15 protein-coding genes and 1 tRNA gene are annotated in these 19,574 nt (G+C 65.1%); 6 read left to right on the top strand and 10 right to left on the bottom strand.

Features of this window, described 5'->3' with window-relative positions:
• Positions 1–61 precede the first annotated feature (61 nt).
• On the bottom strand, positions 62–1,273 hold the full coding sequence (locus VT84_RS27185) for a glycosyltransferase family 87 protein (RefSeq protein WP_082841710.1): 1,212 nt from the start codon (positions 1,271–1,273) through the stop codon (positions 62–64).
• Positions 1,270–2,355 carry a 3-dehydroquinate synthase gene (gene aroB, locus VT84_RS27190; protein WP_082841711.1) on the bottom strand — a complete coding sequence of 362 codons (1,086 nt, stop codon included), beginning with the start codon at positions 2,353–2,355 and terminating at the stop codon, positions 1,270–1,272. Before aroB ends, VT84_RS27185 begins: the two co-directional genes overlap by 4 nt.
• Before the next feature lie 61 nt (positions 2,356–2,416).
• Between aroB and VT84_RS27195 the strand changes: the two genes are divergently transcribed.
• The 3 genes from VT84_RS27195 (at position 2,417) to VT84_RS27200 (ending at position 6,574) form a co-directional block, all read left to right on the top strand.
• Positions 2,417–4,966 carry a ComEC/Rec2 family competence protein gene (locus VT84_RS27195; RefSeq protein ID WP_082841712.1) on the top strand — a complete coding sequence of 850 codons (2,550 nt, stop codon included), beginning with the start codon at positions 2,417–2,419 and terminating at the stop codon, positions 4,964–4,966.
• A gap of 419 nt (positions 4,967–5,385) precedes the next feature.
• Positions 5,386–5,694 carry a hypothetical protein gene (locus VT84_RS38940; protein ID WP_157469871.1) on the top strand — a complete coding sequence of 103 codons (309 nt, stop codon included), beginning with the start codon at positions 5,386–5,388 and terminating at the stop codon, positions 5,692–5,694.
• Positions 5,636–6,574 (top strand): hypothetical protein, encoded by a 939-nt coding sequence (locus tag VT84_RS27200; RefSeq protein ID WP_082841713.1) that lies wholly within the window; start codon positions 5,636–5,638, stop codon positions 6,572–6,574. Before VT84_RS38940 ends, VT84_RS27200 begins: the two co-directional genes overlap by 59 nt.
• A gap of 114 nt (positions 6,575–6,688) precedes the next feature.
• On the opposite strand, the gene VT84_RS27205 is transcribed toward VT84_RS27200, so the two are convergent.
• The 7 genes from VT84_RS27205 to corA form a co-directional block, all read right to left on the bottom strand.
• Positions 6,689–6,761: transfer RNA gene (locus VT84_RS27205), tRNA-Arg, on the bottom strand.
• Between the two features lie 377 nt (positions 6,762–7,138).
• Positions 7,139–8,251, bottom strand: coding sequence for a hypothetical protein (locus tag VT84_RS41280; RefSeq protein ID WP_239465484.1), 1,113 nt, complete (start codon positions 8,249–8,251; stop codon positions 7,139–7,141).
• 468 nt (positions 8,252–8,719) lie between these two features.
• Complete coding sequence (locus tag VT84_RS27220; protein ID WP_082841714.1) at positions 8,720–9,841, bottom strand: citrate/2-methylcitrate synthase; 1,122 nt, start codon at positions 9,839–9,841, stop codon at positions 8,720–8,722.
• 123 nt (positions 9,842–9,964) lie between these two features.
• Positions 9,965–10,798 (bottom strand): MlaE family ABC transporter permease, encoded by an 834-nt coding sequence (locus VT84_RS27225; protein ID WP_052555754.1) that lies wholly within the window; start codon positions 10,796–10,798, stop codon positions 9,965–9,967.
• A gap of 226 nt (positions 10,799–11,024) precedes the next feature.
• Positions 11,025–11,891: a M50 family metallopeptidase gene (locus tag VT84_RS27230; protein WP_162271863.1), complete on the bottom strand. Its 867-nt coding sequence runs from the start codon at positions 11,889–11,891 to the stop codon at positions 11,025–11,027.
• 278 nt (positions 11,892–12,169) lie between these two features.
• Positions 12,170–12,640: a hypothetical protein gene (locus VT84_RS27235; RefSeq protein ID WP_052555758.1), complete on the bottom strand. Its 471-nt coding sequence runs from the start codon at positions 12,638–12,640 to the stop codon at positions 12,170–12,172.
• 105 nt (positions 12,641–12,745) lie between these two features.
• A complete protein-coding gene (corA, locus tag VT84_RS27240) occupies positions 12,746–13,801 on the bottom strand; it encodes a magnesium/cobalt transporter CorA (protein ID WP_052555759.1) in 1,056 nt (351 codons plus the stop codon).
• 234 nt (positions 13,802–14,035) lie between these two features.
• On the opposite strand from corA, the gene VT84_RS27245 reads away from it, so the two are divergent.
• The 3 genes from VT84_RS27245 to VT84_RS27255 are packed head-to-tail and all read left to right on the top strand — an operon-like array spanning position 14,036 to position 15,657.
• Entirely contained in the window at positions 14,036–14,629 is a 594-nt protein-coding gene (locus VT84_RS27245) for an RNA polymerase sigma factor (protein ID WP_082841716.1), read from the top strand.
• Complete coding sequence (locus tag VT84_RS27250) at positions 14,626–15,213, top strand: hypothetical protein (protein WP_082841717.1); 588 nt, start codon at positions 14,626–14,628, stop codon at positions 15,211–15,213. The genes VT84_RS27245 and VT84_RS27250 overlap by 4 nt, the downstream gene beginning before the upstream one ends.
• Before the next feature lie 3 nt (positions 15,214–15,216).
• Complete coding sequence (locus VT84_RS27255; RefSeq protein ID WP_082841718.1) at positions 15,217–15,657, top strand: hypothetical protein; 441 nt, start codon at positions 15,217–15,219, stop codon at positions 15,655–15,657.
• 156 nt (positions 15,658–15,813) lie between these two features.
• On the opposite strand, the gene VT84_RS27260 is transcribed toward VT84_RS27255, so the two are convergent.
• Positions 15,814–19,572 carry a hypothetical protein gene (locus VT84_RS27260; RefSeq protein WP_082841719.1) on the bottom strand — a complete coding sequence of 1,253 codons (3,759 nt, stop codon included), beginning with the start codon at positions 19,570–19,572 and terminating at the stop codon, positions 15,814–15,816.
• Positions 19,573–19,574 lie beyond the last annotated feature (2 nt).

Genomic DNA, 19,574 nt, shown 5'->3' on the forward strand with positions numbered 1-19,574 from the left:
GCGGGCTTGTTCGGGAACGACGGCCGCGGTTCGCCCTCCCAACCGGGTGGCCAAATTTTGTTCACAACTGGGCGCGAGGTGCTCGCACCAACTCCCGCGCCGCGAGCCAACCTACGATCGCCATCACCGGCACGCCGACTTGAAGGACTACCGGGAACTTCTGGAGGTCTTGCACGCGCGCGAGCGCGGTCGTGACGCTCAGCCCGGTCCACGCGAGCGCGGACAAACAGAGCCAGACCGCCTGCGATTCGGGCCGCGTCTCCCACAACACTACGGCCGCAGCGACGAGCAGCGTCCACTCATAAATGAGCGCGTGCGGCGAAGCCCACAGCGACAAAAAAAACGCGGCCGGGAACATCACCGTTACCGGCGCGCCTGTTTTCTGCTTCACCCGCCACGCGATCACGATACTTGTGAGCGAGCACAGCGCCGCGAGCGGCCAGTGTAGTTGCGGGAACCCCGGCAGGAGCAGCACAAAGAACGCTTTCGGGTTTACGACGTTCCACTGACCGAACCCGCCGAATCCGGCGTTCGCGGCCAGCGTTTGAACGAACGCGCGCGAACCTTCCGGGATGACGGTCCACGACACTGTAGCGAGGAACGCGCCAGTGATACCAGTACCGAGCCAGCAGCGGAAGTACCGCCGCGGCTCGAACGCCCACCACACGAACAGCCCGAGCAGCAGTTGCGGCTTGAACCATAGTAGCCCCGCGACCAACCCGGCCGCGAACGGTCGCTCGGAACGCAGGAGGCGGTACACGCCCGCGAAAATCGCGAGGCTGATGAGCGTGTTCTGGCCGAAGCTCACGGTCGCGAACACCGGAAAGAACGTGAGCGCCCACAGGAACGCACGCCCGGGGCGTTCGGGGGTGAGTAGCCGGACGGCAAGCCCCAACAGCGCGAAGCCGATGCCGGTCCAGATCAAGAAACTTACTGGGTACGGTAACCCAGCAGTGGGCACGTACAGGAGCGCGTAGAACGGCGGGTTGCGGTACGCCTCGAAGCCGTCCCAGTCCCAGCCGAGTAGCTGCTGTTGGTATTTCGTCTCCGCGAGTTCGTTGTAGTTGTAAAGGCGGTACGATTCGCCGTCGCGTATGAGCCGGGCGGCGTGGTAGAACGCGAGGTGATCGGTGCCGACGAGCTGGTCCCGGCTGTCTTTATACCAGCCACCGGAAGCGAGGCTCGCGATCCACACGGCCCACGGCACGCACCCGATGACGACCCCGACCCACAGCCGGTCGCGCAGCCAGTTCGCCAGCCCGGAGTACGTCATCGGGACTCCAGCACGTCCCGCACGAGCGGTTCGGGGACGTTATCGAACAGCTTCACCGCGCCGAGCTGCGTGGGCAGAATGAACCGCATCTGGCCCCCCACGGCCTTCTTGTCGCGGCGCATTACCGCGATGAATTCGTCCGTCGGCCACTGTGCGGGGGGGACAATCGGGAGTGCGAGCGCTTGCAGCAGTTTCGTCTGACGCCCCACGAAATCGGCGCCGATCAGTTCCATTTTCTGAGCGAGCCGGGCCGCACATTCCATCCCGATCGACACCGCTTCGCCGTGCAACAGCGAGCCGTACCCGCCGCACGTCTCGAAGGCGTGTGCGAACGTGTGCCCGTAGTTCAGGATGGCCCGCAATCCCGTCGTTTCGTGTTCGTCTTTCTCCACCACGTCGGCCTTGAGCCGACAGGAGCGCGAAACGATGTGCGCCAGTGCTTGCGGGGTGCGTGCGCGGACCGCGGCGGCATTGGCTTCCAGGTACGCGAAGAACTCCGCGTCCAGAATGACGCCGTACTTTACGACTTCCGCGAGCCCGCTGAGGAACTCGCGTTCCGGGAGCGTGTCGAGGTACGAGAGGTCGATCCACACGCCGGCGGGCTGGTGGAACGCGCCGATCAGGTTCTTGCCCTTCGGGTGGTTGATGCCGGTCTTCCCGCCGACGGATGAATCGACCATCGACAGGGACGTCGTCGGCACCATCACGAGCGGCAGCCCGCGGTTGTAGCTCGCGGCCGCGAACCCCGCGAGATCGCCGATCACCCCGCCGCCCACCGCGACTACAGCCGTGCTGCGATCGGCCGCGAGGTCGTAAAGCGCGTCGTAGAGCTTCGCTAGCTGCTCCATGCACTTCGACGGTTCCCCCGCCGGCACCGTGGCGAACCCGGTACGCAACCCCGCCGCGGTGAGGGTCGCTTCGACCGCGCGGCCGTGGGCCTGCGTGTTCGCGTCGCACACGACGAGGGCGGTGGAGGCTTTTCGCAGCGCGGAGCGCACAAACGGGCCGATGCCCGCGGGATCGCCGGGCGTAATGACGATGTCGTAACTGCGGGAGCCGAGATTCACGCGGACGGTGTTCATACCCGCATTTCAGTGGGAACGTGGAGGTTCGCCAAGTAGCGAGCGGGTACGATATTCGCCGATGCCCACGAACTCGCCCGCATTTGACGACGCGCCCGTGCCCGCGCCGGCTCCCTGGCGCGAGTGGGCACGCGCCCCGCTCGTTCCCGTGGCTCTGGCCGCGTCCGTGGGGTTACTCGCGGACCGGTACATCGGCGTGACGCTCGATCTGGCGCTGCCCGCCGCGGTGCTGGCGCTCGTGGGGTGGTATTTCTCGCGCCGAACGTCGCCACAAGTCGCGTTCGGGTGGCTTCTCGTCTGTGCGGGGACGCTCGCTGCGGCTCACCACCACGCGCACCGGAACCCCGAAGCCCCCAATGACATCGCCGCGTTCGCGAAGGATTCGCCGACCGCAGTCCGCGTTCGTGGGCGCCTCGCGGAAGAACCCGACCGGTTCCGTCCACCGCGTCACGATCCATTGCTGACGGTACAGCGCGACGCGAGCAGTATGGGCGTGCTGGAAATAACAGCGATAGAAGGCAGTGCGGGCTGGCACGCGGCGACCGGGAACGTGCGGCTTTCGGTGGAGGGGCGGATCGATGATTTGCATTGCGGCGATGTGGTGGAAGTTTTTGGGCGCCTGGCACTTCCCGAAGGCCCGCACAACCCCGGCGAGCGCGACTACAGAGCGTTCCTGCTCGATCGCCGGATTACGGCCGATTTGCGCGTGAAGCGCTCCACTGATGCCGTTGTGCGACTCGAAGAGGGCTGGCGCGCATCGCTGTTCGGCTGGCTCGCAGTGGTTCGCGGCTGGGGTTCGCGGGCACTCGCGCGATCACTGCCGAAGGACGAATCCGGACTCGCCACCGCGCTGCTCCTCGGCGACAGCACGGCCCTGGACCGCGACGAGTGGGACGTTTATGTGCGCACCGGCGTGATTCACGTGCTCGCGATTTCGGGCCAGCACCTGGTGATTCTGGGGTGGTTCGCGTGGCTCGTGTTTCGGGTGTGTGGCGTGCGCCGGCGGCACGCGGCTTGGGCGGTCGCGGCGCTGCTGCTCGGTTACGCGCTCCTCACCGGTGCGCGCCCGTCAGCGATCCGAGCGGCAGTGATGGTGTGCGCTGTGTGCGGCGGGATCATTCTGCGCCGACCGGTCATCATGGCGAACGTGTTCGCGCTCGCGTGGCTCGTCGTGCTGGTCGTGAACCCGACGGACCCGTTCACGGCCGGGTGTCAGTTGTCCTTTCTGAGTGTGTTCATTTTGCTGTGGGGCGCGGTGCGCTGGCTCAAGCCGCGTGAACTCACGCCCGTGGAGCAACTCATCGAAGAGACACGCGGCACACCCGAGAAAATCCTCCGGGCGACACTGCGCGTGTTGGTGCAAACGTTCGCGGTCAGCGTGATCCTGACCGTGGTCAACGCGCCGCTCGTTCTCGCCGGGCAGAACGTCATTTCACCCATCGGTATGCTACTCGGTCCGCCGCTCATTCTGCTTACGGCGATCGCGCTCGTGACGGGCTTCTTGCTGCTCATCGTGTCGCCGGCGGGTTCGTGGGTCGCTGAGCCATTCGCCCGCGTGACCGAGTGGTGCATGGCCGCGTGCGAGTGGCTGGTTCACCTGGGCGACCGCGTGCCGGGCGGGTACGTCTACTGCCCCGCGCCGCCGATGTGGTGGCTGGTCGGCTTTTATGCGCTCGTGGTGGGGCTGATCCTGTTCGACGGCACGCGGGCGAAGCGGCTCCTCGCGGCCATTTGTGCGTGGGTGTTCGTGGGGCTCGCGCTCGGTCTACCGCCGCGAACGTCGGACGAGCTGCGTGTCACGTTTTTGGCCGTGGGTCACGGCTGTTGTGTGGTGATCGAAACTCCAGACGGGCGCGTGCTGCTCTACGACACCGGCACCACCGCGGGGCCGGACGCGATGCGCCGCGTGGTGGCCCCGTACTTGTGGAGCCGCGGGATCGGGCGCATCGACGAAGTGTTCCTCTCGCACGCGGACCTCGACCACTTCAACGGCCTGCCCGAACTGCTCCGGCGCTTCCACGTGGGGCAGGTGACGATGACGCCGACGTTCCCGGACAAGAACAGTCCCGGCGTCGGAGCGGTGCTGGCCGCGCTGGAGAAGCACGACGTTCCGCGGCGCACGGTGGTCGCGGGCGAGCGGTTCACGGCGGGGAGCGTGTCGTTCGAGGTCTTGCACCCGCCGGCGGTCGGCCCGGAGGGGACCGAGAACGCGCGGAGCCTCGTGCTCTTAGTTCGCCACGAGGGGCACACAATACTGCTGACGGGCGACCTGGAGGGCGAGGGCCAGGCGCTCGTGACCGCGAAGCCAGTCGCGCCCGTCGACGTGCTCCTCGCGCCGCACCACGGCGCGAAGACCGCGAACGCGCCACGCGGACCGGTGGAGAAGCCCGAACCGGGCGCGGTGGCGTCGTGGGCGCGTCCGAAGTTGGTAGTGTCGAGCCAGCGGACCGGTTCCGCGACGGCCCACTTGCACGCGAACTACGGCGCGGTGGGCGCAACGGTGTGGGACACGCCGACCGCGGGCGCGGTGACCGTGTGCAGCCACGCAACCGGCGTGACCGCGGAAGCGTTCCGCACGCACGAAATGCGCGTCGTCACGCGGGGGAAGTGAGGTGATGACGCAAATTGGCGGTTGTTCGGTTCGCGAGTAGCCCAACAGAACAAACACTGGGGCGGGCTGGCGATCTATGTCGCAAGAAGTAACAAGGTCGATGGTTATTAATAACAAGATTATTGGCTCTGTAGCAAGGAAAGGGAGTAATGGTTGCGTTCCCTCCCACACGCGGGATACTTTTACAGGGAGAAGTCGAGAGGGAGGTGTGCATATGCCACCGGGGCAATACATCCCAGATCCCACCGAGGGCGTCACCCGCGTGGAGGATCTTCCCCCAGCGCGGGCGCGCGCGGTCCCGCAACTATCGGCACCGCTGTTGCCCGAGCTGCGGGCGGTCGGCCTACCGCTACGACCTGGGCCACCGCACCCTCCACGATCTTGGTAATCGATCTCGCGGCGATCCCCTCGACCTGCTCGTGACGTACTCCAAGCACCGCTGCGACCACTGCCACCACCGGTTCTGTGCGGACCTGTCGGACGTGGCCCCGGCCGGGAGCCATTACACCCACCACGTCATCTCCGTGGCCGTCAGCCTGGTCGTCGAGGACGGACTGCCGTACCGAACGGCATCCTGGCACCTGTGGCGGGACCATCGCGTCTTCGTCCCCTACGCCACGATCCAGAACTGGGTCGAGGCGGCGGGGGAAAAAAGCCGACGAGCGGGGCGTGTCCGAACACCTGGACTGGGCACTGTCCGGCTTTTCCGGTTATCTGGCGGTGGATGAACTGTACGACGGCCCGTTCTGCGTGTTGTCGGCCGTAGACAGCCCGCAGCAGCGACGGGTTCTGTGCGAGGTACTCGACCACGCCCCCACGCATGACGACATCCGGCCTTTCCTGATGCGGTTGAAGGAGGCCATCGCGGCCCGCGGGGGCGAACTCCGCGGGATCACCACCGACGGGTCCGCGCTGTACCCGATCCCGCTGGCCGAAGTCGTCCCCGCGGTTCCCCATCAGGTGTGCGAGTTCCATGTCCTCAAGGAGTTGACCAGGGCCATCTTGCATGCCGTGGCCGGGGTCCGCAAGAAGTTGAAAGCCCGTGTTCCGGCGTTGTCCCGCGGACGACCGCGGGACAACGCCGCGGCCCGTCGCCAGGTGCGGAAGGCCAAGCGGATCAAGCAACGGGTGACGGACGTGTTCGAGCATCGTCACCTGTTTGTTCGGCACGCGCTCACGACCTCACAGCGGGCCACCTTGAGTGGGCTGGTGCGCGGCGAGCCGATACTGGTTGCCCTGCGAGCAATCATGGACGAAGTCTACCATCTGTTCGACCGCCGCGGCCGCACCGATACCGCCCTGACCAAATTGGTCCGTCTGCGGCGGCACGTCCGACGTTATCGATCCCTGGGCCGGGCTCTGGACCAGTTGAACGCGCCCAACCTGGAGAAAGCACTGACGTTCCTCGACGATCGGCTCGTGCCCTCAACCTCCAACGCCGTGGAGCGGAGCAACCGCCGTCACCGCAAGATGCAGAAGTCCGTCTACCGAGTCCGAACAAAGACCAACTTGGAGGGTCGGTTGGCTCTGGACCTGCAACGCGAGCGCCAAACCACAGGACGACAAGCGACGACAAAGACTCTCCACAAGCAGCGGAGAGAGGAATGACTCCCCTTCCTTGCTACAGAGTCGAATTCCCGCAGTATTTAGGGCCATCGTGACGGCAGGCCGGAACACCCGGCGGTAAGCTGAAACGCTTCGACTATAAGGCCTTACGGCCAGTACCCTCGGCGCGATTCGAACGCGCGACCCCCGGTTTAGGAAACCAGTGCTCTATCCCCTGAGCTACGAGGGCTAATACCTTATTTTTCAAACACTTGCGACTTCTTACCCGCCTCCATCCACCACATTTGATACCTCTTCTGACACCCGCTATCCTCGCAAGTGACCAAGGGTGTAGCAACACTCGTGGTCGAGCCACACCAACCGTTTGTGAGGAACGACCACCGTGTCTAAGAGCGATTCTACTTCGTCCGAGTTCGCGAGCAAGCCAAACAAACCGTACCCGGGCGATGGGCGAAGAAGATCCGCGGGAAGGCGCACTACATCGGCCCCTGGAACGATCTCGACGGCGCCCTCAAGAAATATCACGCTCAGAAGGTCGATCGACGGGTTGCAGCCCGACGTCGGGCACGAGATGTTGTGGGTTCTGCGCGACGCGCTGGTGGTGACCTATTTGCGCGGCATATGTCTGGCGGGATACGCCACCCATTCCGACATTGACCACACGCGATCCGCTAAACCGGCGGCCATTGCGGGCGTTCGTTTCTGCCACCGACCGCGTTCGCCCTTGACCCGGAGGGTCCGCACGGGCCAGCCGAAGTTGTAACTGAAGTAGCGGAACACGGTCGCGGCCCGATGGGTGTCCCAATCCTTCGAGAGCGCATAGGTCTTGCGCGCCTTGCGGCGGCACCGGTTCCGGTCCGTCCCGTTGTGGCGCCCCACGACGCTCGTGCTCACCACCCGCCCGACGGCGGACGCGGCCACGGCGAGGGCCACCGCCGCCGCCCCGAGCACCACGCGCGTGCTCGCCCGCACCACCCGGTTGTTCTCCTTCTCCTTGTGAACGGTCGCGCACGTGATCGCCGGCGGAACCGCCACGTGCGGGTTCCGGGGCCGACCCGGGCGACCGGCCCGCGGCGGTGCGACCACGTGCCCGTAGGCGCCCCGGATGGGCTCCGCGTACACGGGGTACTCGTCGGACGTCATCCGCCGCATCGCCCGACCGCCGGTCCGCGGGCGGAAGTCCCGGACCCGCGCGTGGGTCGCGTCGGCGGTCCGCTTGCCGACCACCGGGCTCACCACCAACCGGGTCTCGGGGTCGAGGGCCACGTGGTCCCCGCCGTCCCCTTGTCGGGGGCATCGCCGGCACAGTTCTTCTGCTTCCTGCCGACGAGCGCCCACTTCTCGTCGAACGGGAGCTCCGCGGTGTTCGGGGGAAAAAGGGACCAACTCGTCGTGCCGTTGTGCGGCGTGGTCGCCGGCCCGTCGGGTGTACCGGGCGACGGTGCCCGGGTGGGCGCGGATCCGCCGAGCCGTCTTGCGGGTGCCGATCCCTTCGGCCACGTGAGCCCGAACCGCGGTCACCTTCTCCGCCGAGAGCCGCGCGTCGAACCGGGGCGTGCCCTTGCGCTCGGAGACGCGCGCCTTGCCGGTTCGACAGCGGAGCATCCGGCGGACCTTACCCGGCCCGTACCGGGAGGTCACGGTCCGGTTCCCGTGACCACGCTTCCCGTGGTCCGGGCCGCGCGGGTTCAGACCGCAGAACGGCCCCAGGTCGTCCATGATCGCCCCCGTGATCCCGGATTGACGGGAGTCGTTCTACGGCAACCCATCTTGCTCGTGCAGCGCAAATAGGGCACCACCCGATCTCGGCCGGCGGTAAATGGGCAACCACGGGTAACCGCGTCATAGCTTCTCCTCCCACAATTGGAGAGGATAGCCACCAACGAGATTCGGTATATTACAGCGGCGCGCAAGATACGCATTGATTGAGGGCGTTCAGGGAACGATTGGCTGAGATTTTCAGCGTTTCCGCCCTGCGCATCTTTCGCGCCGCCGTAACAAGTAGTCTAACGCGTTCACCTTCTTCCTCGGGATACTGTCTGCGACCCGCGATCCGTGCAGCGCGATCGTCCTCTGCGTACTGTGTTGCTCCGTTCTCCCGATTCTGATCGACCGCCGCACCGAATTCCGCTAGCGCCCGCTTTGCAATCACCCACCGCCCTTGCGGGCGGGGTTCACGGAGTGCAATCACCCACGTTCGGCGATCGGCTTCACCGTGCGCGGAGCCGGTCCCTTGTAGATCGCGCGGGGTCGAATGAGCCGATTGTTGTCGAGTTGCTCGATCACGTGCGCGGCCCACCCCGTAATGCGCGACATCGCGAAGATCGGTGTGTACAGCGGAATCTCGAGCTTCATCGCGTGGTACAGCCGACCCACGGGCCAGTCGAGGTTCGGGTACATGTTCTTCTCGGCCGCCATCACGCGCTCGATGATGTCAGCGGTCTCTTCCCACTTCGTCGCCCCGGCCCCTTCCGCCGCAGCGCCCGCGTACTTCTTCAGAATGGTCGCGCGCACGTCACCGGCTTTGTAGACTCGGTGACCGAAGCCCATGATGCGCTCCTTGCGCGCGAGCGCGGCTTTTGTCCACGCCTCGGCTTGGTCCGGGCCGCCGGCCGCGAGCAGGATGTCCATCACCTTCTCGTTCGCGCCGCCGTGGAGCGGGCCTTTCAGCGCGCCAATGGCCCCGGTGACGCCGCTGTGAAGGTCCGAGAGCGTGGAGACGATCACCCGCGCCGCGAACGTGCTCGCGTTGAACTCGTGCTCCGCGTAGAGAATGAGCGACACATCCAGTGCCTTCACCTCGGCCGACGACGCCTCTTCCCCTCGGAGCATGTAAAGAAAGTTCGCCGCGTGAGAGAGATCCTGGCGCGCGGGCACAACGGGTAACCCCTTCGCGATCCGGTACTGGTCCGCGATCGCGACCGGGATCTGTGCCAGTAGGCGCTCGGACTTGCGCAAGTTCGCAATATGCGAATTGTCAGCCGCGTCCTGGTCGAAGTGCCCCAGCGCGCTGACCGCGGTGCGGAGCGCGTCGAGCGGGGTCGTCCACTTGGGCAGCGCGGCGAACAGATCTTTCAGTGAAGGCGGGAGCCTTCGCGCGGCAGCTACGCCCGCGTGGAACTCCTGCAACCGCGCCGCAGACGGCAGTTCGCCGTGCAGTAAGAGGAACGCGACCTCGTCGAACGAGCAATTTTCCGCGAGGTCGCCGACACTGTAGCCGCGGTAACTCAGGCCGTCCGCGACCGTGCAGATCGCGGTTTCACCAGCGGGCACGCCTTCGAGACCGGGAGAGTAAGCCGGTGTGGTCATGTTGTCCTTTCACGGAACCTATCGTAGAACCTCCCCCGGCCGCGAAGCCTCGAGCACAGCGGTTTCGCGCGCCCACGCCCTCTTCCTTCTTAGGGAAGGGGGTTGGGGGTTAGGTTCTTCGCCTCAAACGACTTTTGCGCTAGTGGGCGGCCACACGAGAGCGTAAACGGTGTTGGCCAACATCGCGAGAACGAAGTCGATCATCAGGATGGCAACGAACGCCACGACGAACGCCTCGGTCGCGGCCCGCCCGACACCTTCAGCTCCGGGCCGACTGTTGAACCCGCGGTGACACGCGATCAGCGACAGCACGCCGCCGAACACGAAAGCTTTCCCTAAACCCACCATCACGTCCCACACTTTAACGAACTCGCGGGTGTGGCGCCAGTAGTGAAAGCTGTCGATGTTGTACACGTGCAGGCAGATCAGGGAACTACCGAGCAAACCCATGACATCGGCTAGAACGGTGAGCAAAGGAAGCAAGAAAAGGGCCGCGAGCAGGCGCGGGCCGGCGAGGTACTTCACCGGGTCTACACCGAGACACGCGAGCGCGTCGAGTTGCTCGGTCACGCGCATGGTCGCGAGTTCCGCCGCCATCGCGGACCCGACGCGCCCCGCGAGCATGACCGCTGCGAGGACCGGTCCGAGTTCTCGAACCACCGATATGTGAATGACCGCACCGAGCGACGTTTCCAGGCCGATTGTGTGGAACTGGCCGTAGGCTTGAACCGCGAGCACCATGCCAATGAACATGCCGGTGATCGCGACCACGCTCACGCTGTTGGTGCCGACCTCGACCGAGAGCCGCAGGAAGTCCCGGCTCCCAAAAGCGCGCTGGGCAATCCCCTTCGCGGCGCGCAGCGAAAACAACCACCAGTCCCCGAACGCGATCATGGCGTTCGTGAACGGACCGGTCCACCGGGCAACGAACGCGGGCGCGGGACGAGCAGAAGACATGACGCGGTTGTACCGCGCAAATGTGCCGAAGGGCAGACCAATCGGGGAACACCTGGGACCGCGGGTGTCCCGCTCGCATCTTCTCGTGTCAGTTGGGCGCGCCAATCGCTATGGTCGACGCGCGACTAACCTCAAATTTTCGCGCCCAGGAACCCGAGCGTGCGGGACGCTCGCGGTCCCAGGCAAAAGCAAAATGCCCTCCCCAAATTCGGAGAGCGCACGGGGTTTATCGCGACAGCGCCCGAACCGGGACGCCATTCACCCACTGAATCCAGACACCGTGAACCGTGTCCCACGCGATACCCGTGAACCGGCGCGCTGCGAGGTCCACGTTCGTGTCACGCGGATATTCTGGGGCCGGTTCCGGCTCCCCGAAGAAAGCCCGCGCCCGGCGCCCCATTTCCCTCCGAGCCGCGAGCATCCGCAGTGACGCGAGTTCGGACTGCCCCATCAGCCACACTATGACCGCAATGGCCATCAGGCTGAACTGCGGGATCATGAACCCACCGACGAAGAACAGTACGGCGACCACGGTGCCGACCGTTACCGCGACCTCAGTCGCACGCAGGCGCGTCATCTGCGTCGCGAGCAGCGCCCGCAGCACGCGGCCCCCGTCCATCGGGAACGCCGGCAACAGGTTAAACACAACCAGAAACACGTTCGCAACGAGCAACCGGTTCACGAACGCTTCGATCGGGTCCGACATCCGCTCCCAAGGGAGCGCCAGTCCGCCCGCGGACAACCCGAGCAGTAACCCGACCGCAATCACAACGTTCACCGCGGGACCAGCGAGCGCGACCACGATCTCTTGGCCCGGCTTTTCCGGCATACCTTCGAGCGACGCGACGCCGCCGACCGGGTACAGCGTGATGTCCCGCGTGCGGATGCCATACGAAGCCGCCGCGAGCGCGTGCCCGAACTCGTGCAGCGCGACGCACGCGAACACGGCGAACACGAACAGAACTTCGGACGTGAGTTCCCCCGCGCTCGCCCCAGCCCCGGACATCACAACGAACAGCGGCAGGAGCCAAAACGTCGGGTGGATATATAGGTCAATGCCGAATAGTCGGCCTAGTTTCAAAGAGCTAAACATTAGAGCGATTCCCCTTTCCGGCGGCAGATTATGCACCGCCCATGCCATTATTCGATGGCGGACAAGGGAAATTGGATTCACAGGTCGGATAGAAGGCTAAATCGCTCAAAAGAAGTGCTGATTCTGTAATCACATATTCGCGGCAAAATCGTTCGCAACTCCAACAACCCGCGGCGAAACGGAGATGGAGTTATCTGAACTACCCCGCCCTTGTGGGCGGGGTCACCTGCGATCAGGAGCTGGAAGCCGCGGCTAGCGAAGCTACCAACACCCGTCATTTACTCCTTGATTTCTTCCTTCACCAAGTTCAGGTAGAAGGTCTTCTTCTCTTCAAGTTTCTTGGCGAGAAGAGCTTCGGCCTCTTCCTTCTGGTTGTAGGGGAACTTCTCAACGACCTTGCTGCCATTGTCGAACACGATCCACACGGCGCGGGTGCGGACCTCTTTCGCGGTCCGCGAGCGCTTAGTAGTCGTCTTCTTGACGGCGACCTTCTTGACCTTCTTCTTCTTCTTGGGGCGGTCCTCGTCGTCGCCGTCGTCGTCGCCCGAGTCTCCATCGCCCTCGGCGTCCGCGTCACCCTCGGCGTCCCCCTCTCCCTCGGCTTCCGCGTCGCCCTCGGTATCGGAATCCTCTTCTTCCTCGTCCTCGTCTTCGGTTTCTTCGCCTTCGGTTTCTTCCTCACGCTGCTTGGCCTCGAGCGCCTCTGCCTCGCGCCGCAGGTCCATCCGGCTCTTGCGCCCCTTTGCCATCTGCGTCCCCTCCGAGCATATTTGAATCGCAACCGTTAAGCTAACTCGGGACACGGGTAGCGACAAGGGCGAGCGCGGGCACACTTCGTGCCACACGCCTCGACGCTAGATCCACTTCTTCCAACGGAAGAACGCCAGTGACGCGATCCCAGTGAGCAGCATCAGCCCCAAGGCGAGCGGGTACCCCCACTCCCATTCGAGTTCCGGCATGTGTTTGAAGTTCATGCCGTAGACACTGGAAATGAGTGTCAGTGGGAGAATGGTGGTGGAGATCATGGTGAGCACCTTCATGATCTGATTCAGCCGATTCGAGACGGCCGCGAGGTGCGTTTCGCCGAGGTCACTGACCATTTCGCGCGCCGCTTCGATCAGTTCCGTGTAGCGCACCAGGTGATCGTAGACGTTGCGGTAGTACGCGATCTCGCGCGCCTCCACCAACTCGAACTCCCCGCGGATCAACCGCGACAGCACCTCGCGCTCGATGATGAGCGTCTTCCGCATGCCGGTGACGATCCGTTTGAGTTTCAGGATGCCAGAAATGAGTTTGGCCGTCGGGCGCGTGAAGATGCGCGATTCCAATCGGTCCAGTTTACCCGCGACCCACTCCACCACCGGCGCGTACTCGTCCACCATCGCATCGAGAACGATGTGGAATACGTAATCCGGGCCACGCCGGGCCGAGTCCCCGTGGCGCGCGAGGAACTGGTGCGCGCTCGCGATGCACGGGACCGATTCCATCGAGTGCGTGATGAGGACGTTCTTCGTGAGCACCGCACTTAACTGTGGCCGGTGCCGGCGCAACATCCGCGACGCGGACGGGAGTTTCGCTTCGCCCTCGGGCACCTTCCCCTTCGACGCGGCCAACTTCGAGAGCCCGGGCGGGAGCGGGTTCACGATCACAAACAGGTAATCCGGGAACTCTTCCACTTTCGGAAAGTGCGCGCCCTGGTCCGGTTCGCGGCGCATGCGCGTGATGTCTTCGAGCGTGAGCATGTGAACGGCAAAGAATTTCTGAAATACTCTCGCCTCTTCTTCCGGGGTCGGATTGCTCATATCGACCCAGATGAACTCTTCGGCCGGAATGGTGGCGGCCGATTCGGGCAACCCTTCCGCGCCCGTGCGCTCGCAGCACGAACCGTTCCAGCGGTGGACGGTAATCATTAACGTGTTCCGGAAGCGAAAGTTTGAATTGCCGCGGCCCCGTTCGCGTCTAGATACGGAGAGGTCCGTCGGGCGGCGCGTTGCGAAGTCGAGGACCGGTTCCGAAGTCGACAGGCCCCTTGTTCCACTGGCCCCGCGTTTTTCGCGGTTCCGAATTTCGGTTGGAAGATGCCACGTGGGTGGGGGTAGAATACGAGCCACCGGATTCGCTCCCGCCTGGAACGTGTCCCCCTCATGCCGATTGCCGCGTTACCCACTCCGCCGGCTCTGCTCACGGACGATGCGCTGCTCGCGCGCTTCGCGACCGGCGACCGCACGGCACTCGATGACCTGTTCCGCCGCTACCGCGGGATCGCGTACCGGGTCGCGTACCGGCTACTCGGGCGCGAGGCCGATGCGCTCGACGCGGTCCAGGACGGGTTCGTGAACGCGCTCACGCACCTGGACCGGTTCGGCGGTCGCAGTTCGTTCAAAACGTGGCTCCTGAGAGTGGTGTGCAACGCGGCCCTCGATATCGGTCGGCAGCGGAAGCGGAACGAGCGCGTGCCGCAGGTGCCGCGCGGGTTCTCTCCCGACGGTTTCGGGGCCGACGACCTCCCGCCAGCGGAAACGAACCTCGTGCGGTCCGACCTGCGCCGGGTGATCGACGCGGCCCTCGCCCGCTTGCCCGACGTGCAGAGGCAAACGTTCGTCTTGCACGTTGAAGGCGAACTGACCTATCGTGAGGTCGCTGACGCGCTCGGGATCTCCATCGGCACCGTGATGAGCCGCTTGTTTTACGCCCGACAGAAATTGAAAGACCTGCTGGCCGCGTACCAACAGCCATGACACCCGCCCCGCAACAACCCGAACCGAACGAGCGCGACGTCCTCAGCGCCTACGCCGAGGGTATTCGCTCCGCTGCGCGCGCCGTTCGCCCCGACGAACCGTCCGAACCCGAATGGGATGCGGTGTACCGGAACATCCGGGCGCGGTTACACCCCGCGGCTCCGGTACCGCCCCCAAGAAGAGGTCACTGGCGCACGACCGTTTTGGTGGCGGCCGGGGCGGCAGTAACTGCAGTTGCCGCTGCGATCGCGTGGGTCGCGCTGACCCCAACGCCGACAGAAAAACGCGAAATCGTTGGTGTTCGCCCACCTCTCCCGTCCGTAGTGGCGCTGGCACCGGCACCACGCGAGGTAACCGACCCGCTCGCGGACTACACGGTGCTGCCAATGGCGACGGCCGAGGAAGTCGACTTCCACCGCGTGCCCGGGTCCGGTTGGTTCCCGGTCGGTACCGACCCACTCCCCAGTGTGATTTCGCTCGCCACCACGGACGAGGTCGAACTCGACGCCCCGCACCCGTCGTGGCCCCGCGTGACGCTGTCCCCCGGGGACGCGCCGGTCCTCTTCGTCGCCAAGCCCAGGTGAGCCATGTCCGCTCTCGTTCTGGTCGCGTACATGTTCGTGGCGTGCCCCACCGAAGATCCCGTGCGCGTCACGGTGGTAATCGTGCTCGCCACGGCCGACAACACGACCGTCGATCCGAAACTCAAGGAACTCGCGAAGGAAGTACAGAAGCGCGACCCGAAGTTGACCGGCTTCAAGCTCGTGGCGACCGAGTGCAAGTCGATCCCAGTCGGCGGCAATACCACGATCTCACTGACCGACAAGCAAGAACTGAAAATGAAGGTGGACCAGTCGAAGGACGAGAAGGGGCGGATCAGCCTGACCCTCAACCCGCCCGGCATGGACGCGGTCACTTACGCCTGTGCGTGCGACAAGTTCTTCCCCGTCGTAACGCCGCACCGCACGAAGGGCGGCGAGCAACTCATCATCGCGATCATGGCGAAGCCCTGCACCGCGAAGAAGTGACGCCCCGCCCGATGCTGTGACTCGCGCCTCTATAAGCAACTACTCCCAGACAACTGTTAGCGAACCCCGCCTGCAAGGGCAGTGGGTTTGCCTGAGTCACGAGTACCCCGAACTACCCGCCACCCTTGCGGGCGGGGTTCGCCTGGGTGCGGGCAATCACTTCTTGGGCGCCGGAGTAGCGGGGCGGTTCTTCGGAGGCGCTCCGATCGACGTACCGGCCCCTTCCTTGATACTCGATGCGCCCGTGCTCCGGTCGTAGGTGATGACTTTACCGATCTGCTCGTTCCCCCCCCTGAAGCGGTTCGAGAAACGGGCCGCGGCCGCCTCACTACCGGTCAGCGTGACCGCGTTCCCGCGGCTCTCGATCGTCGCCGCGGTCCCCTCGTAATCGTCGCTCCGCAAGAAGGCGTTCCCGCTCGCTTTCATGTTCTGCGCGGCGGGCGTATCGCCCTGCGCCTTCTGGCTCCAAACGAGGAGTTTGTCGTTACAGGTGAGCAGCACCGCGCGGGGCGGCAGGTTGTATTCCAGGCCGTCGACTTCGAGCGTGGGCGAATTGGTCGGTACGTGGATGGCCGTGACCTCGCCGCTGAACGTCGCCGCCTGGTACAGTTTGGCCTTATCGACGCCGATCATCCGGCCCGTGAACTTGATGAACGTGAGTTTCATCTCCTGTTCGTCCTTCGCCGGTTTCGCGCCCACCGGCGGACCGGCGGGGTTCGCTTCGCCCCGCTGCCAGATGCGCAGCCTTCCGTCCGGCCCTTCGGCGGTCACGCGCGGGAACTTCTCGCCCCCGCTCGATTCTTGTGCCTGGGCCTCCATCGTCAGTTCCGACGCGCGGAGCCACTGCGCTTTCAACAGTTTGCCGTCCTTGTCGTAGTCCACCTGCGTGTACAAAACTCCGCTTTCGACCTTGCTATCGTCCTCGTCGGCCGGGGCGCGGTGACACCGGATCCTGTCGATCTTCGCGCTCTCGTCTTTCTTGGCCGCGGCCCCCGTCATCGGGTCTTTCGGGTCCACGCCCGGAGGCGGAGCGGGCTTCTTCCGCGCCTGGTTGAAGTAAACCGGCCGGTCGAAAACGACGTCCATCCGGTGGCACTCCACGGCCGACTCGCCCTGGTGCGCGCGGACCTTTCCGGTGAACACCGCGGAGCGCTGCGCCCCGTTGAAAGTCATCGAGTCGCGCCAGTGGACGATGACCACTTCCGCCTGCGCGAGTTCGCTCCCCGCGAAATTGTTCTTGGTCGGCATGGTGAGCGACCCGCGCCCGTCCACCGACGCCGAGTTGAGCACCTGGTTGAGAACGATCTTCGGCCCCAGGAGCGACATCTCCTCCTGGTGGACCTCGCCGATCTTGTCCGGCCAGCCGAAGACGGTCATCACGCTCCCGTCGTTCGTCCCTTCGATCAGAAGGAGCCGGCCGAAGATGTCGACGCCCCGCTGTTTACTGGGGTCGGTCGGCTCCTGGTGCACGACCACGTTGTCCTCGCACCGGGCGCGGTCGAGTTGGTACTTCGCCGCGGGCGGTTCCGCGGGTTTCTCGTCCGCGGGCTTACCCCCGGCCTGCTTGTCGGCGGGCGCCACCGGTATCCGCTTAACGAACGTCTCGATGGTCTTCGCGCTGATCTCGAACGGCGGCTTCGGTTTCTCCGGCGCCTTCGCGATCGGCTCGGGCAGTTTCGGTGCTTCCGGCCCGGCCGGGGGCATCGGGTCGGGCAGTTTCGGCGCGGCCCCTGGCGCCGTGGGCGGAGAAGGCGGTCCGGACGCGACCGCGTCGGGCGAAGCGGGCTTGTTCGATTGGGCGACCGCGCCGACCGTGGGAACCGGATTGGCGTCGATGAAGTGAACCGTGAGCTGGTCCGACTCCTTGATGTCGTAATCCGTGGAGTGGCTCGTTACCTTCCCGATGGCCTCGACGCGGGACGGCTTCGGTTGTCCGCCGCCGGAGGCGACTTTCGTGTCCGCGTTGGCCTTCCCGTCCGCGGGTGGTGATCCACCGGCAGCGATTTTCGTATCCGTGCTAGCTTTCTCGTCCGCGGGCGGTTCGACACGCGGTTGGAACCACAGTTTGATCACGTTCCCCTTCAACCAGTAGTCCGCTTTTCGGTCTTCGAGCTTCGCGTCGCCCGTGAAATCGAACCGGTCCTGTTCGCGCCCGCTAATGACTTCCTTGGACTGCACGAGGGAGATCCTCCACTCCGCGCGGAGCGGCTGATTGTTGTTCGCGGCATCGGTCAGCGCCACCTCGCCCGCGCCCCGCACGGTCATTTGCAGCTTGCGCACGGGAGGTTGGCCCTGGGCCTGCGCGATCGGCGGCCCCGGCTCGATCGTGAGCGTCGCCGGTTCCTGGGGCGTGCCGGCCTTGAGTGTGTTGTTGTCGCGCACGACGACAACGGGAGTGCCGTTCAAAATCGTCTTGCTGGCCGCCTGTTCGTGGACGAGATCGCGCCCGTAAGCCTGCGTCGAACTGAGTCCTGGTGCAGCGCCGGGAGTGGGAGGGGCTGTTTCCTCTTGCGACGCCACCGTCACGAACCGCCCCGGCGCGTTCACCCAGGCGTGGAGCCGCTTGATCGCCGGCGTGTTGGCCGCGCGCGAAGCGCCGGTCGGTCCGCCGTTGAACTCCAGTTCGAGCACCTGGCTGAACAAGCTGCTCGTGCCGCCGCGCGAGGGGATCTTCGTCACCTGGACGTCGTTGGGCAGGTTCGAGTCCGTTTGCGGAACCACGTCGAACCGCGCGAGCGACTTCTCCGCGTCGTAGGCGAACGGCCCGCGCGTGTCGATCTGGAGCAGCGCACGGTCCATGAGTCGCGTGTTGTACGCGGCCGTCCCGAGTCCCCCGGTAATCCCCGCGATCGCCGCCGGGGGCGGAACGAACGCGAGCCCGCTGCTCTTCGGCACGTTCGATTGCACCGGTGTAGTACCCGCGAGCGACTCCCCGTTGTTCACCCACAGGTTCAGCACCACCTGTTCCTGGAACTCGATCCGGCGCACCCCTTTCACGGGAGTCGTACCGGGTTTCGGTTCCTTCTTCGGCTGGTTCGGGGGCGGGTCCGGTTCCAGGTACACGCGGAGGCCGACCGCCGTTAGGGTCGGCGGGGGCAGGCGCTGGCCGCTCAGAATCGCCGCGATCGCGCCCGTGTTGCGGTTGTCTTCACTCTTGGTGGGGGCCGTGACCGGCGCCGGTGAACCGACCGAGCGCGGGAGGTTCTGTCGGTCCACGATCTCGACCGGCGCGTCCGTCCAGAAGTCCGGTGCGGTCGCGTTCGCGCCGGCCGTCTTCGGGTTGCGGTAGAACACCGGGCCGACGGTGCGGAGCACCAGGAACCGGTTCGGGTCGTTCGTCCGCTGGTTGTTGGTGATGTGAACGACCCCGCGCCGCGGGTCCGGGAGCGCCAGTTCAAAATCGCTGATGAGTTCGACCTTTAAGAGCGCCGCCTTCTTCATGTCCGCGAGGTTGTTGATGACGCGATCGAACTCGAGCACGCCCTTATCGGCGTGGGCCGTGCTGATCTCCGTCACCTCACCCGGTTGGCGGAGGTGGGGCGGCTTCGGCTTACTGAAGACCGCGATGCTGAACGGCGTGAGAGTCACGCGGGTCGAGTTGGGCTTGTCCGGCGGCATCCCGGACGCGACCACCACGGACGAGTCGCCGCTCTTGAAATCGAACTGCATCTTGTAGTGCGCGCCGTTCGTTTCCGGGCTGTTCGCGCCGAACGCTTCGATCAGCTTCAGCTCGGTTTTGAGAACGGTCGAACTCTCGGGCGGCACGAACTCGCCGAGGGGGCGCACCGCCAGCATTTGAGGGGGAAGTTGTGGCAACCCGTCGAGCCAGCCGAGGAGTTGTGCGTAAACGGCATACGCGCCGGCGAAGAGCACGAAACCGGCGAGCAACAACATCGTTCGCCGCGGCGTCAGCACCG

The organism is Gemmata sp. SH-PL17 (genome assembly GCF_001610855.1).
In the GTDB taxonomy this organism is placed as follows: domain Bacteria; phylum Planctomycetota; class Planctomycetia; order Gemmatales; family Gemmataceae; genus Gemmata; species Gemmata massiliana.